This window comes from Terrabacter sp. R4-6, assembly GCF_057529065.1.
On the sequence record NZ_CP197224.1, the window covers coordinates 2,130,957 to 2,144,573 of the forward strand.

Annotated in this window: 15 protein-coding genes and 1 pseudogene; 13 read left to right on the forward strand and 3 right to left on the reverse strand. The window is 73.2% G+C overall.

All coding sequences use genetic code 11. The features are described 5' to 3' along the window. Positions 1-68 precede the first annotated feature (68 nt). Both ACSSS0_RS10015 and ACSSS0_RS10020 read left to right on the forward strand, forming a co-directional pair. Positions 69-386: pseudogene (locus ACSSS0_RS10015) on the forward strand (DUF389 domain-containing protein); the annotation flags it as partial. 137 nt (positions 387-523) lie between these two features. Continuing rightward, the gene (locus ACSSS0_RS10020) at positions 524-841 is read left to right on the forward strand and encodes a hypothetical protein (protein WP_487231238.1); all 318 of its coding nucleotides are present in this window, start codon (positions 524-526) and stop codon (positions 839-841) included. A 3-nt stretch (positions 842-844) separates the two neighbouring features. Here ACSSS0_RS10020 and ACSSS0_RS10025 read toward each other — a convergent pair whose 3' ends face one another. Then, a complete protein-coding gene (locus ACSSS0_RS10025) occupies positions 845-1,918 on the reverse strand; it encodes a potassium channel family protein (protein WP_487231026.1) in 1,074 nt (357 codons plus the stop codon). A 42-nt stretch (positions 1,919-1,960) separates the two neighbouring features. Here ACSSS0_RS10025 and ACSSS0_RS10030 point away from each other — a divergent pair, with 42 nt between their 5' ends. The 5 genes from ACSSS0_RS10030 to ACSSS0_RS10050 all read left to right on the forward strand — a co-directional run bounded on the left by ACSSS0_RS10030 (position 1,961) and on the right by ACSSS0_RS10050 (position 6,049). Beyond that, positions 1,961-2,482: an AAA family ATPase gene (locus tag ACSSS0_RS10030; protein ID WP_487231027.1), complete on the forward strand. Its 522-nt coding sequence runs from the start codon at positions 1,961-1,963 to the stop codon at positions 2,480-2,482. A gap of 64 nt (positions 2,483-2,546) precedes the next feature. Further along, entirely contained in the window at positions 2,547-2,861 is a 315-nt protein-coding gene (locus ACSSS0_RS10035) for a hypothetical protein (protein WP_487231028.1), read from the forward strand. 82 nt (positions 2,862-2,943) lie between these two features. After that, positions 2,944-3,771: a membrane protein insertase YidC gene (gene yidC, locus ACSSS0_RS10040; RefSeq protein ID WP_487231029.1), complete on the forward strand. Its 828-nt coding sequence runs from the start codon at positions 2,944-2,946 to the stop codon at positions 3,769-3,771. 83 nt (positions 3,772-3,854) lie between these two features. Beyond that, on the forward strand, positions 3,855-4,541 hold the full coding sequence (locus ACSSS0_RS10045; protein WP_487231030.1) for a DinB family protein: 687 nt from the start codon (positions 3,855-3,857) through the stop codon (positions 4,539-4,541). Then, a complete protein-coding gene (locus ACSSS0_RS10050) occupies positions 4,538-6,049 on the forward strand; it encodes a sulfatase family protein (protein ID WP_487231031.1) in 1,512 nt (503 codons plus the stop codon). Before ACSSS0_RS10045 ends, ACSSS0_RS10050 begins: the two co-directional genes overlap by 4 nt. A gap of 30 nt (positions 6,050-6,079) precedes the next feature. Here the strand turns inward: ACSSS0_RS10050 and ACSSS0_RS10055 are convergent, their stop codons facing one another. Then, entirely contained in the window at positions 6,080-6,976 is an 897-nt protein-coding gene (locus ACSSS0_RS10055; protein WP_487231032.1) for a CHAD domain-containing protein, read from the reverse strand. 105 nt (positions 6,977-7,081) lie between these two features. Here ACSSS0_RS10055 and ACSSS0_RS10060 point away from each other — a divergent pair, with 105 nt between their 5' ends. From ACSSS0_RS10060 to ACSSS0_RS10085, 6 genes are all read left to right on the forward strand, one after another. Beyond that, positions 7,082-7,999: a S1C family serine protease gene (locus tag ACSSS0_RS10060; protein WP_487231033.1), complete on the forward strand. Its 918-nt coding sequence runs from the start codon at positions 7,082-7,084 to the stop codon at positions 7,997-7,999. 124 nt (positions 8,000-8,123) lie between these two features. Further along, entirely contained in the window at positions 8,124-9,239 is a 1,116-nt protein-coding gene (locus ACSSS0_RS10065) for an AAA family ATPase (RefSeq protein ID WP_487231034.1), read from the forward strand. Then, positions 9,218-10,228 (forward strand): DUF58 domain-containing protein, encoded by a 1,011-nt coding sequence (locus ACSSS0_RS10070; RefSeq protein WP_487231035.1) that lies wholly within the window; start codon positions 9,218-9,220, stop codon positions 10,226-10,228. Before ACSSS0_RS10065 ends, ACSSS0_RS10070 begins: the two co-directional genes overlap by 22 nt. An 80-nt stretch (positions 10,229-10,308) precedes the next feature. Beyond that, the gene (locus ACSSS0_RS10075) at positions 10,309-11,301 is read left to right on the forward strand and encodes a VWA domain-containing protein (protein WP_487231036.1); all 993 of its coding nucleotides are present in this window, start codon (positions 10,309-10,311) and stop codon (positions 11,299-11,301) included. Between the two features lies 1 nt (position 11,302). Then, entirely contained in the window at positions 11,303-12,442 is a 1,140-nt protein-coding gene (locus tag ACSSS0_RS10080) for a VWA domain-containing protein (protein WP_487231037.1), read from the forward strand. Positions 12,443-12,589: 147 nt separating this feature from the next. Beyond that, positions 12,590-12,976, forward strand: coding sequence for a hypothetical protein (locus tag ACSSS0_RS10085; RefSeq protein WP_487231038.1), 387 nt, complete (start codon positions 12,590-12,592; stop codon positions 12,974-12,976). Positions 12,977-13,085: 109 nt separating this feature from the next. On the opposite strand, the gene ACSSS0_RS10090 is transcribed toward ACSSS0_RS10085, so the two are convergent. After that, positions 13,086-13,433, reverse strand: a complete 348-nt coding sequence (locus tag ACSSS0_RS10090; protein WP_487231039.1) for a YciI family protein — start codon at positions 13,431-13,433, stop codon at positions 13,086-13,088. Between the last annotated feature and the right edge of the window lie 184 nt (positions 13,434-13,617).

Consider the following 13,617-nt stretch of genomic DNA (forward strand, 5'->3'; position numbering starts at 1 on the left):
GGGTCATCGCCGACTCGACGGCGACCGTCATCGGCGCCATGATCATCGCCCCGCTCTCGACGCCGATCATGGGGACGGCGCTCGCCCTCGTGAAGCGAGAGCGCACCGGCGGGGTGAAGTTCGTCGTGCTCGGCGGGGTCATGGTCGTCGCGGTCGGCGCGCTCTTCTCCCTCATGCTGCCGAGCCCCTACGACCTGCTCTCCAACTCGCAGGTGGCCGGGCGCACGAGCCCGCGCCTCGTCGACCTTCTCGGGGCGCTCGCGACCGGGTTCGCCGGCGCGATCGCCCTGGCACGCCGTGACGTCGCCGCGATCCTGCCCGGCGTCGCGATCTCGATCTCGCTCGTGCCGCCGCTCTGCGTCGTGGGCATCTGTCTCGCCGAGGGCAACCCGAGCCTCGCGTTCGGCGCGCTCGTGCTCTTCCTCTCCAACTTCCTGGCCCTCGTCTCGCCGGCAGCCTCGTCTTCACGACGCTCGGCTACACGGCGTCGATCCGCGAGGCAGGCGGTGGCCCGCGTCGGAAGGTGCGCGTCACCTTCGGGGTGCTCGTCCTGCTCGTGCTCGTGCCGGTCGTCCTCAACACCGTCATCGGCATCGCCGTCACGCAGCTCGTCGAGATCGGTCGCGCGAGCACCCGGACGTGGCTCGCGTCGACACCCGGGGCCGAGATCCTCGACGTCACCAACCAGGGCTTCAGCCTCGTCATCCAGGTCAAGGCGCCCGACGCCCTCCCCCCGACCGCGACGCTCATGCGCGAGCTGAGCGGCAGCCTGCCGACTGGCATTCCCGTCGTGCTGGAGCGGTCGGTCGGGGAGAGCATCGACCTCGGCACCACGAGCTGACGCTCAGGCCCGGTCGGGCGCCCCGTCCTCCTCGTCCTCGTCCTCGTCCGGGTCGGGGTCCGGCGGCGGCTGGTGCGACCGGGACGAGTCGAGCGCCTCGAAGAGCGTCCGAGGGACGGGTCCCGACCGCGAGGTCACCGGGGCGCCCGCCGAGGCACGCGGCATACCCGCCGCGAAGCGGGACACGATGAGCGCGACGAAGGTGACGAGGTAGACCTGCCCGACGACGGCCTCGCTCGCCGCGGCCATCCGGCCGAGGTCGGCCACGGCCGCGACGTCCCCGAAGCCGACCGTCGAGATGGTGACGAGGCTGAAGTACATGTACGTCGTCGTCGACACGTCCTCGCCGAAGAAGGGGCTCGGGGTGTAGGCGTCGATGGTCTGGAAGAGGAACGCGTAGGCCACGGCCAGCTGGAGGTAGGCCGCGACCGAGCCCATGATCGTCTGGATCGTCACGACGGTGTGCTGCAGGACCCGACGGGCGATGAGCACCGGCGTCAGGGCCGCGGCGAGCAGCCACGTCGTCTCGGGAGGTACGGCGGACGACCCGTCGGCGCGACGCCACCACAAGGTCCCGAGACTGATGAGGACGACGACGACGACGAGGACGTCGACCGCGCGGCGCCAGCGACGCCGGCTGCCCGAGGCACGGACCGCGGCGATGAGGGCGAGTCCGGTGATGGCGTGAGCGAAGAGCTGGGCGAGGAGCGAGCCGCGCACGTCGATGAGGCCCTGCACGGCGATCGTGATGAGCACGAGGACGAGGACGAGCCCGAAGCGGTCGAGAAGGGGGGCGCGGATGAGTCGCTCCCGGCGAGCCTGGCGGGCCTCGCGACTCGACCGCACGGGCGTCGGCGACGCACCCGCGCCACCCTCGTGCCCGCTGCTGGTCTCGGCCATGCCGCCCTCCTCGAGGGTCGCGGGGACCTGCTCCCCGCAACCCGAGGATAGGGCGGCGGGGCCGCCCGCGCCCGCAGGTCGTCGGAGACCACGCCGACCGAGGGCGTACGCGTGGGCGAGCACCTGCTCGGCGGCCTCCTCGGGCGTCATCCCGGACGTGTCGAACCACTCTGGCAACGGGACGACCCTCGCCGGCCGGCATGCGCCAGCATGGGTCGTATGCCGCCGCGTCCCGTCCTCGTGCTCACCGGACCTCCCGCGGTGGGCAAGTCCACGACGGCGCGCGCGGTCGCGGAGGCGCTCGACCGGTGTGCGGTGGTCGACGTCGACGACGTGCGTCAGCTCGTCGTCTCGGGCGGGGTCGCGCCGTGGGACGGCGAGGAGGGCCGGCGGCAGCAGCGGCTCGGGGTGCGCAACGCCTGCTCGCTGGCCGGACGCTTCGTCGCGGCCGGCATCGACGTCGTCGTCGCCGACGTGCTCACGCCGGACACCCTCGCGCTCTACCGTGAGCTGCTCCCGGGCTGCGTCGTCGTGCGCCTGACCGTGCCGCTCGAGGAGGCATGGCGGCGCGCATCGACCCGGCCGGTGTGGCTGACGGACGAGGAGTTCGTCGCGCTGCACGAGGCCGACGCCCTCTCCGCGCCGGCGGCCGACCACGAGCTCAACGTGAGCGCCCTCACCCGCGACGAGCAGGCGAGTGCCGTCGCCTCCCGGTGGGAGCGGGACTCGCCAGCAGGGTGACGTACGCTCGAGGTGGGTCGACGACCCGGGGCTGCCGAGCAGCCCGGTCACGAGAGGAGACGGCATGAGCGTCCTGCGCCACCGCGCGTCCACCGACGCGGCCGCCCTCCCCGCCCTCGCCGCGAGCCTCGCCGCGACGGTCGTCGTCCTCCTCGGCACCGTCACGGGTGTCGGCGCCGGACAGGTGCTCCTCACCGCAGCCACCGTCGGCGTCCTCACAGTCGTGCTCGCGACGACGGCCGTGCGCCCGGCACGGCCGGTGCCGGTGCCCGTCCACCCCTCCGGGGTGCCGGGTGCCGTACCCGCGTCGTCGGCGTACTGGTGCGCCCTCGACGCACCGCACTGCCCCCAGCGTCCTCGGGCTCCGGGTCGGCACTGACCCCGTTCGTCGCACCTGCGACGTCCGGGCCACTGCCCACCCATCCCGGCCCCTCCGCGGGCCCGAGCCGAGGAGCTCAACCGTGCCTGACCTGCTGTCCCCCTTCACCCATGCCGTCGCCGCGGTGCTCGCGGCCACCCACGACGTCGCCGGCGCGCTCGGCCTGAGCCCCGGGTCCGCGGGCGCGTGGCTGCTCGCCGTCCTGCTGCTCGTCGTCGCCGTCCGCACGGTGCTGCTGCCGGTGACGATCCACGGGGTGCGCTCGTCGCACGCCCGCGCCCACGCCGCGCCCCAGCTGCGCGAGCTCCGCCAGAGGTATGCCGGCAGCCGTGACCTCGAGCAGCTGACCGCGATGCGCGCCGAGCAGAAGGCGATCCACACCGAGCACGGCGTCTCGGGGTGGAGCCTCGCGCCGGCGCTGCTCCAGCTGCCGCTCTTCTACGCGCTCTACCGCGTCGTCTCCGACCTCACGGCCGGGCACTCGGTCGGCGCGCTCGACGCCGGCCTCGTCGCCTCGGCGTCGGCGGCCTCGCTCGCCGGGCTGCACCTGACGAGCCACCTCGGCACGACGCTGGGGTCGAACCCGGCGGCCGGGATCGTCCTCGTCGCGGTCGCGCTCGGGGCCGCCCTGCTCAGCCTCCTCGCCCAGCGCTGGTTCGTGCTGCCCATGACCGACCTGACCGACCTTCCCGCGGGGATGGCGACGGTGCAGCGGCTCCTGCCGTGGCTCGGGGCGGTCGGCGTGCTCGCGGCGGCGGTCTTCGTGCCCGCGGGGCTCATCGCCTACTGGTTCTTCAACAACGCGTGGACCTTCGCGCAGCAGGGGATCATCTGGCGCTTCGCCCCGACGCCCGGCTCGCCGGCGGCGAGGCGGCGTGACGCCGGGGTGCTGGAGGGCGCGGCCTCCTGACCACGGGGCGACACGGCATACGCCCTCGGTGGCGGAGGCTTCATGCCTCGCCGCGGTCGGGGGTGGCGTCTAGCGTGGTCGGCGTGAGCGCCACGCCGAGCGGGACCAGCCACGTGAGTGGGACGAGCGAGTCGACGCGGGTGGGCGGGCCACACCTCGTCGACGACCTCCTGCGCTACCTGCAGGAGGGGCGCGACGGGCTGCTGCGCGCGCTCGACGGGCTCGACGACTACGACGTGCGGCGGCCCCTGACGCCGAGCGGCACCAACCTGCTCGGGCTCGTCAAGCACGTGGCCGGCGTGCAGCTCGCCTACCTCGGCGACTCCGTCGGGCGACCCTCGGGCGAGCGCCTGCCGTGGGTCGAGGACGGCTCGATCTGGGACTCGGCCGACATGTGGGCGACGGCCGAGGAGTCCCGCGCCGGCCTCGTCGGGCTCTACGAGCGGGCGGCGACGCACTGCGACGCCGTCGTGCGCGAGCTCGGGCTCGACGCGCCGGCGAGCGTCGCGTGGTGGCCGGAGGAGCGGCGCGCGACGACGCTCGGGTCGCTGCTCGTCCGGTGCGTGGCGGAGGTGTCGCAGCACGCCGGGCACGCCGACATCCTGCGCGAGTCGATCGACGGGCGCGGCGGTCGCGACCATGACCACATGGGCGACGACGCCTGGTGGACCGGCTACGTCGCGCGCATCCAGGCCGCGGCCGACGCGCACCGCTCGGCGCCCACCGACGAGGGAGCCGGCGAGGGAGCGGGCGACAGGGAGGGATCGTGAGCGAGCGCCGGCCCAACATCGTCTTCCTGCTGAGCGACGACCACGCCGCGCACGCCATCGGCACCTACGGCTCGGTCGTCAACCGCACGCCGCACATCGACGCCGTCGCGGCCGCCGGCGTACGGCTAGACAACCTCTTCGCGACGAACTCGCTGTGCGCGCCGAGCCGGGCCTCGATCCTCACCGGCACCTACAGCCACGTCAACGGCGTCACGACGCTCGACACGTTCGTCGACGCGTCGCAGCCGACCTTCGTCACGGCGCTGCGCGAGGCCGGCTACCGCACGGCGTTCGTCGGCAAGTGGCACATGGGGCAGGGGTCGACCGACGGCGTCGACCACGACCCCCAGGGCTTCGACCGGTGGGACGCCCTCATCGACCAGGGCGAGTACCACGACCCACGCTTCCTCTCCCCCGACGGGCTGCGCGTCGAGCCGGGCTACGCGACCGACCTCATCACCGACCTCGCCATCGACTGGGTCGAGTCGCTCGATCGCTCCGGCGGTGATGACCCCTGGTGCGTGCTCGTGTGGCACAAGGCGCCGCACCGGCCGTGGGAGCCCGACGCCGCGCACGCGGGGATGTATGCCGAGGGCGGGCCCGCCGGGGGCACGCCGATCCCGGTGCCGGCGACGTTCACCGACGACCTCGCCGGCCGGTCCGACACGGCGCGCCGGGCGGCGATGCGGATCGCCGACCACCTCACCGAGGAGGACCTCAAGCAGCCGGTGCCGCCGGGGCTCTCGGCCGACGAGGAGGCGCTGTGGAAGTACCAGCGCTACATGGAGGACTACCTCGCGTGCGTCGCGTCCGTCGACGACAACGTCGGACGGCTGACGTCGTGGCTCGCCGACCGGGGCGAGCTCGACGACACGATCGTCATCTACTCCTCCGACCAGGGCTTCTTCCTCGGCGACCACGGCTGGTTCGACAAGCGCTTCATGTACGAGGAGTCGATCCGGATGCCGTTCGTCCTGTCCTACCCGCGCGCCGTCGCGGCCGGTCTGTCGCTCGACCGGATCGTCACGAACGTCGACATCGCGGCGACCCTCCTCGACGCGGCCGGGGTCGACGTGCCGGAGCGGATGCAGGGGCGGTCGTTCTGGGGCGACCTGACGGATCCGGCTGCGGCGCAGCGTGACCGGGAGCGCGAGACCGAGGGCTTCTACTACCGCTACTGGATGCACGACGACCGCAGCCACCAGGTCGGCGCGCACTACGGCTACCGCACGCACCGCTACACGCTGATCTTCTTCTACAACGACGGCCTCGGGCTGCCGGGCTGCTCGGACCGCCGCTACGTCCAGGAGTGGGAGCTCTACGACCTCGAGGCCGACCCCGAGGAGCTCGTCAACGTGGCCAACGACCCCACCTACGCCGCGGTGCGCGACGAGCTGGAGGCCCGGATGTGGCTGGCCCAGAGAGCGGTCGGCGACGAACCGCACCCCGACCAGCCCGTGCCCCGTCTGGTCACCGAGGCCGGCGGGGAGGCCGGCGGGGAGTCCTAGGCGTGTCCTAGGCGTGTCCTAGGTGATGGCTCAGGCGATGGCTTCGTCGGTGGCGCGGTCGAGGCGCCGCAGGGCCTTGCCGCCGCGGCGCTCGAGCCGGTCCGCGGCGCGCTGCTCGTCGGCGTCGAGGTGGCCGAGCAGGAAGGCCGCTGCCACCCCCGCGTCCTCGTCGATGGCCAGGTGCCGCAGGGTCGCCCGCGTCACGACGGCGTCGTGGTGGTCGCCGAGGAGTCCCTGCACGCCGGCGGCGCGCTCGGCCACCCGGCGGACCTTCGACCCGGTCACCGGCGCGACGGCCTCGGCGGCGTAGCGCAGCCGCTTGGCGGCCTTGCGCACGTCGTGGAGGCAGGCGGACCGCAGCTCCGGGTCTCCCGTGGCGAGGGCGTCGTCGGCGAGGTCAGCCCGCTCGCGCACCCGCTTGCCCTCCTTGCGCAGGACGGCGCGCACGAGCTTCTTCGCGCCCTGCTCGGCGTCCTCGGTGAAGGGCGGGTGCGCCACGACGCTGTCGAGCAGCCCGATCGCAGCGGCATACCGGGTCGACCCCAGGGTCTCGTCGATGACCTCGCTCGCGGCGGTGGCGTCGAGGTGGAGCCGGGCGCGCAGTCCGATCACGGCCTCGTCGAGCCCCGTCAGTCCTGCGGGGCCGATGTCATCCAGGAGCGTGTCGACGAGGTCCTGGACGACCTCGGCGTCGCGGGCCTCCCCGAGGCGACCGGCCGCCCAGCGCAGCTCGTCGCGGAGCGGCTCGGTGACGGCCGGGTCGACGAGCGCGTGGAAGCTCGCGAGGGCGCTCCGGATCCTCCGCATCGCGACGCGGAGGTCGTGGACCCCCTCGGGCTCGCCCGCGCGCACGGCGGCCTCGGAGGTCGCGAGGGCCTCCCGCTGCTCGCGGAGGTGCTCGCTCAGCAGGGACGCGGCGGACGGCATACCTCTCTATACCCGCCGTGGACGCGGCCGTCCTCGGTTCCGGCGATCCTGTGAAGACTCGACAGCCCCTGCCGCTCCGGTCTCAGGAAACGTACAGTCGAAAGGGTGGCACGGGTCACCGCTCCCCCCGCGATCGACACCGCCGTCGCCCCAGGCGCCGGGCTGGTCCGCGGTGCGCCCGACCCGGAGCCCGAGCCTCCTCCGCCGAGCCGGTGGCAGCGGCTCCGGGACCGGCTGGGCCGGGTGCCGCGCCGCGCGTGGTGGGCCCTCGTCGCGCTCGTCCTCGTCGTCGCGCTCGTCGTCGCGTACGCCGTGACGCGCCCTCCCGGCCCGCCCGTCCTCACCCAGCGCGACGTCGACACGAGCGTCCAGCGCGGGATCGAGAAGCAGGCCGAGGCAGACGCTGCCGCGCCCGCCGACGGGTCGGTCGCACACGCGGCCATCGCCCCCTCGCTCGTGCTCATCCAGACCCGCGACACCGTGGCGGGGCAGCAGCAGGAGGGCAGTGGCGCGGGGGTCGTCGTCAACGAGGACGGCACGGTGCTGACGGCGCTCCACGTCGTCGACGGGTCGACCGGCATCACCGTCACCTTCGCCGACGGCACGACCTCCCCGGCCAAGGTCGCGAGCAAGAAGCCGGAGAGCGACATCGCGACGCTCACCCCGTCGACGCTCCCCGAAACCGTCGTGCCGGCCGTGCTCGGCGGAGGCGTGGCGGTCGGGGCACCGGTCTTCGCCGTCGGCCACCCGCTCGGCCTCACCGACTCGCTGTCGGCGGGCGTCGTGTCGGCGCTCGACCGGACGGTCCGCGTCGAGGGCGACCGCAAGCTCGAGCACCTCATCCAGATCGACGCGGCGGTCAACCCGGGCAACTCGGGTGGGCCGCTGCTCAACCAGGCCGGGCAGGTCGTCGGCATCGTCACGGGGCTGGCCAACCCGACCGACCAGAGCCTCTTCGTCGGCATCGGCTTCGCGGTGCCGATCGCGACGGCGGGAGGGGCCGCGGGCAGCCCACCGCGCTGAGACGGAGCCTCCGCGCGGAGGTGAGCACACGGCATACGCCGTCGACGAGCGTGACCCGGCAGTCGTGAACCAGCAGTCGTGAACCAGCAGTCGTGAAACAGCAGGGAACGAGCAGGAGGACGGCATGGACGCACAGGGACCCACCGGTCAGCACGCTCGGCACGCGCTCGAGCAGGCGCTCTACGAGGTGAAGCGGACGATCGTCGGGCAGGACGTGCTCGTCGAGCGGATGCTCGTCGCGCTCCTCGCGCGGGGCCACCTGCTCGTCGAGGGCGTGCCGGGGCTGGCCAAGACGATGGCGATCAAGACGCTCGCGCAGGCCATCGGCGGCGACTTCCAGCGCATCCAGTTCACGCCCGACCTCGTGCCGGCCGACCTCGTCGGGACGCGGATCTACAACCAGAAGGACGGCGAGTTCCAGGTCTCGCTCGGGCCGGTCTTCGCCAACCTCGTGCTCGCCGACGAGATCAACCGGGCGCCGGCGAAGGTGCAGAGCGCGCTGCTCGAGGTCATGCAGGAGCGGCAGGTGACGATCGGGCGCGAGACCTACCCGGCGCCGGACCCCTTCCTCGTCATGGCGACGCAGAACCCCATCGAGTCGGAGGGGACGTACGCGCTGCCCGAGGCGCAGGTCGACCGCTTCATGCTCAAGGTCCTCATCGGATATCCCTCTGCCGCCGAGGAGTTCGTCGTCGTCGAGCGTCAGATCTCGGCGGCGGTGGCGACCGTCAGGGTGCTCGACCCGGACATGCTGCGGGGCTTCCAGCGCGAGGCGGACGCCGTCTACGTCGACCCCGCGGTCATCGAGTATGCCGTCCGGCTGGCCACCGCGACCCGTGAGCCGGCGGGCGTGGGCCGGGACGACCTGGCCCGCCTGCTGACGTACGGCGCGAGCCCGCGGGCCTCGATCAACCTCGTCCTGGCGGCGCGGGCGCTGGCGTTCCTCCGGGGCCGGGACCACGCCCTGCCCGACGACGTGCGCGACCTCGCGCGGGACGTGCTGCGGCACCGGATCGTGCTGTCCTACGAGGCGCTGGCCGAGGACCTCTCGCCCGACGACCTGCTGACGCCGATCCTCGCGGCGGTGCCGGTGCCGACGGCGCCGCTTCGCGAGCGGGCGGGCGGATCGGTCTCTGTGGCAGGCGCTTTCGGGGCGGAACCCGGTGGCGAGGATGGCGGGGCCGGCGGGCCGGGCTTCGCCGGTGGCGGTGACGCGACATGGGCGCGACCACCACGCTGAGCGCCGAGAGCCTGCTGCGGCGCCTCGAGTGGAGGGTGGTGCGGCGGCTCGACGGGCGACTCCAGGGCGACTACCGGACCCTCTTCCGCGGTGCCGGGCTCGACTTCACCGACCTGCGCGAGTACGTGCCGGGCGACGACCTGCGCCACATCGAGTGGAACGTCACGGCGCGGCTCGACGAGCCCTACGTGCGCGAGTTCGTCGAGGACCGCGAGCTGACGGCGTGGCTGCTGCTCGACCACTCGGCGTCGATGGGCTTCGGGCCGGTCGACCGGCAGAAGGACCTCGTGCTCGCCGAGGTGGCGACGACGCTCGCGCACGTGCTGACCCGTGGCGGGAGCCGGGTCGGGGCGGTCGTCATGGACACCGGGGTCGACCTCGTCATCCCGCCGGCGTCGGGCCGCAACCAGGTGCTGCGGATCGCGAAGACCCTCCTCGACCGCCGCGAGGCCCGCACCCTCGAGGACCTCAACCGTCGAGAGGCCACAAACCGGGAGCGAGGCACGTCGCGCCTCCCTGGAGTACGCCGTGCGCTGGGTCGTCGGACACGGGCCGGAGTCCCAGCCCCCTCGGGGACGGTCACGGACCTCGGGGTGCTGCTCGCGGCGGCATACGGCATCGCGCGGAGGCGCTCGCTGCTGCTCGTCGTGTCGGACTTCATCTCGGCGGACGGGTGGGAGGCGCCGCTGTCGCGGCTCGCGCGACGGCACGAGGTCGTCGCGATCCAGGTCGTCGACCCACGCGAGAGCGAGCTGCCCGACGCGGGCGGGGTCTACGTCGAGGACGTGGAGACGGGCGAGCAGATCTTCGTCGACACGAACGACGTCGCGTTCCGGGCCCGGCTCGCGGCGGCGGCGGAGTCGCGGCAGGCGGACCTCGAGGCGCGGGCTCGCAAGGCCGGCGTCGACCTCTACCCGGTGCGGACGGACGACGACCTCGTGCGGTCGCTGCTGCGGATCTCCGAGCTGCGGCGGAGGCGACGGCGATGAGGTGGCTGCGATGAGGTGGCTGCGATGAGGTGGCGGCGATGAGGTGGCTGCGATGAGGTGGCGGCGATGAGGTGGCGGCGATGAGCGAGCTGTCGCTGACGTGGCCGTGGGCGCTGGCGGGGCTGCTCGTCGTGCCGCTGCTCGTGGCCGGCTACCGGCGGGTGCTGCGGGCGCAGGAGGAGCGGCGGGCGGCGCTGACGGCGGACGGGCTCGTCATGCCCGCGCCGACGCGGTCGCGGTGGCGGCACCTGGGGTCGGCGCTGCTCATCGCGGCGCTGTCGGTCATGGTGCTGTCGCTGACGCGGCCGGTGGCGTCGGTGGCGGAGCCGCACCGGGAGGGCACCGTCGTGCTCGCGTTCGACGTGTCGAACAGCATGGCGGCGACGGACGTGAAGCCCTCGCGGCTCGAGGCGGCGAAGGCGGCGGCACGGACGTTCGTCGAGAAGCAGCCGGCGTCGGTGCGGATCGCGGTCGTGGCGTTCGGCGGGACGGGACTCGTGACGCAGCGCCCGACCCTGGACCGGACCGCGGTGCTCGCGGCGGTGGCGCGGCTCAAGCCGGCCGGCGACACCTCGCTGAGCGACGGGATCCTCGGCGGGCTGAGCGCGATCGTCGGCAAGCCGGTCAAGGCGCCCGGTGACGCGGAGAAGGGGACGGACGAGGAGACTCCGATCGGCTACCACGGTGGGACGGCGATCGTGCTGCTCACCGACGGCGAGGACACGACGGACGACGGGCCTTCCGGCGCGGCCGAGCTCGCGTCCGCGGCGGGGGTGCGGATCGAGCCGATCGGGCTCGGGACGCCGACGGGGACGACGATCACGGTCGACGGTTTCAGCATCGCGACGGCGCTCGACGAGTCGTCGCTGCAGGCCGTGGCGGAGGCGACGGGCGGGACGTACCGACGGGCGTCCGACGCCGCGACGTTGGCTGCCGTGTATGACGCCATCGAGCTGCAGTGGACGACGCGGACGGTGCCGCACGAGGTGACGTCGTGGGTCGCGGCCTTCGCCGGGCTGCTGCTGCTCGGTGGGGCGACGGTGTCGGTGCTGCGCCACGGGCGGGTGATCTGACGTGTCGTTCGGGGTGCCGCTGCTGCTCGTGACGCTGCTCTTCGTGCCGGTGCTGCTCGGGGTCTACGTCTGGCAGCTGCGGCGTCGGCGGCGGCAGGCGGTGCGCTACTCGAACGTGGCGCTGCTGCGGGCTGCCGGGGCCGGGTCGGCATCGTGGAAGCGGCACGTGCCCATCGCGTTGGTGCTCGGCGCACTCGGGCTGCTGGGGCTCGCGAGTGCCCGCCCGACGGTGCGGGCCGAGGTGCCGACGTCGAGCTCGACCATCATCCTGGCCCTGGACGTGTCGGGGTCGATGTGCGCGACGGACGTGGCTCCCAACCGGCTGAGCGCGGCGCAGGCGGCGGTGCGGACGTTCGTCGAGGGGCAGGACGACGAGACGAAGGTCGGGCTCGTCGTCTTCTCCGGGTTCGCCCAGCTGGCGGTGGCGCCCACGGCTGACCGGGACGAGCTGCTGTCGTCCATCGACGCGGTGACGACGGGGCGCGGGACGGCGATCGGCGCGGCGATCCTGCGGTCGATCGACGGGATCGCCGAGCTGGACCCGAACGTGGCGCCGGCGGACGCAGTCGACGAGCCGTCGATGGACGGGCCGGGTCTGGCCGACCCGACTCCCGCGCCGACGCCTTCGGGTGGTCCGGGCGGTGTCGGTGGCGGCTCGGGTGGCGCCGGCGGAGGGGCGGCCGTGGACGTGGCTCCGGAGATCATCGTGCTGCTGACGGACGGGGCGAACACGCGCGGTGTGACCCCAGCCCAGGCCGCGGAGCAGGCGGCAGCACGCGGGGTCCGGGTCTATCCGATCGGCTTCGGCACGACGAACCCGACGCAGATGGCGTGCACGCGCGACCAGTACGGCGGCTTCCAGCCTCGGACGCGGGACTTCGGTGGTGCAGGTGGCGGGTCACTGGGTGGCCGCAACTTCCTCGTCGTCGACGAGGCGGCGTTGAAGGGCGTGGCGCAGAGGACGGGCGGCGAGTACTTCGCCGCGACCGACGCCGACGGTCTGACCAAGGTGCTGGCCGACCTGCCCAAGCACGTGACGGTCAGCGAGCAGGACGTCGACCTCAGCGCCGCCGCCGGCCTCCTCGCCGCAGCCCTGCTCCTCACGGGGCTGGGCATCTCACTCCGCAGGTCGACGGGCTGACTCGACCCGCTCCCAAGGCCCCCGGCCGGACGGGCTGCCCAGGGTGGATGTGCGGCCGTCGGCACGGAACGGTGCTGCTGGCACACTGGCGTCCAGATCGACCCCGGCACGGACGAGGGCGCGGTCACCAGACTCGAGAGGAACCTCATGGCAGGCAACGTCACCGCCGATCTCATCCGCGCACTCATCGACACGCTGGAGGGCCACGGCGTCGATGACGGCTGGGAGTCGATGGCGATGATCCTGGAGTTCCCCGACGGCGAGTTCAACGAAGCGCACGGCTACCTCTACTCGCCCGACGGCGTGATAACGGCCGTGGCGTCGGACCCCTGGGCCGTCCGGCCGGCCGTGAAGGCCTACACCGACGGCTACTACCAGCCTGGCGAGGTGCTGCCGCGCAAGGTCCTCGTGCAGTTCGACCGGACGAACCGCAAGTACGACATCACCTTCGAGGAGACCGACGAGGCGCGTTGGAAGGTGACCCCGCGCAACGTCATGGAGCTGCGCGAGGAGCTGCGCCCGGCCTTCGACTGACGCGCCGCCGGCCTGCGCCCCTCGCGCGGCGAGCGCGCGACTCGACTGACGCACGACGTGGCAGGCCGGACCGACCTGCCACGTCGTGGCGACGACGTGCGGCTCGGCGTCAGTCGCCGGGCGCGTCCGGACCGTCGGAGATCTGGCGCAAGGTCGAGATCACCGTGACCTCGGGCCAGTGCTCGGCGTGCAGCTCGGCGAACTTCCGCTGGTCGGCCACGGCCTCCTCGACGGTGTCGTACTGCATGATCGACCACCCGCCGATGACCTCCTTGGACTCGGCGTACGGCCCGTCGTGCTGGGTGATCTCGCCCTGGCTGACGACGAAGTTGACGGCGTCCTCCGTCCCGTAGAGGCCCCCGCCGTCGAGGAACACTCCTGCGGCGGCCCGCTCGCCGATGTGGACGTCCATCGCGTCGAACAGCGCCTGCGGCGGCGTACCGATCCCCTCTGCCATCCTGACGAATCCCATGAAACGCGGCATCTCGATCTCTCCTCCTGGTTGCTGTGGTGTCCTTCGTACTCGTACGTCGACCGGCTGTGGGGGTCCTCGACACGGATCCCGAGATTTCTTCGCTCGCCTGCAGAAGGTCCCGATCCGCCATCGCCGACGGTGTCGTCACGCAGCACTAGAGTCGGGC

Bases quoted from the DNA above. Each gene is read 5' to 3' on its own strand.
- ACSSS0_RS10030 (WP_487231027.1), top strand. From the start codon at position 1,961: ATGCCGCCGCGTCCCGTCCTCGTGCTCACCGGACCTCCCGCGGTGGGC.
- ACSSS0_RS10035 (WP_487231028.1), top strand. From the start codon at position 2,547: ATGAGCGTCCTGCGCCACCGCGCGTCCACCGACGCGGCCGCCCTCCCC.
- ACSSS0_RS10055 (WP_487231032.1), bottom strand. From the start codon at position 6,976: ATGCCGTCCGCCGCGTCCCTGCTGAGCGAGCACCTCCGCGAGCAGCGG.
- ACSSS0_RS10065 (WP_487231034.1), top strand. From the start codon at position 8,124: ATGGACGCACAGGGACCCACCGGTCAGCACGCTCGGCACGCGCTCGAG.
- ACSSS0_RS10070 (WP_487231035.1), top strand. From the start codon at position 9,218: ATGGGCGCGACCACCACGCTGAGCGCCGAGAGCCTGCTGCGGCGCCTC.
- ACSSS0_RS10075 (WP_487231036.1), top strand. From the start codon at position 10,309: ATGAGCGAGCTGTCGCTGACGTGGCCGTGGGCGCTGGCGGGGCTGCTC.
- ACSSS0_RS10085 (WP_487231038.1), top strand. From the start codon at position 12,590: ATGGCAGGCAACGTCACCGCCGATCTCATCCGCGCACTCATCGACACG.
- ACSSS0_RS10090 (WP_487231039.1), bottom strand. From the start codon at position 13,433: ATGGCAGAGGGGATCGGTACGCCGCCGCAGGCGCTGTTCGACGCGATG.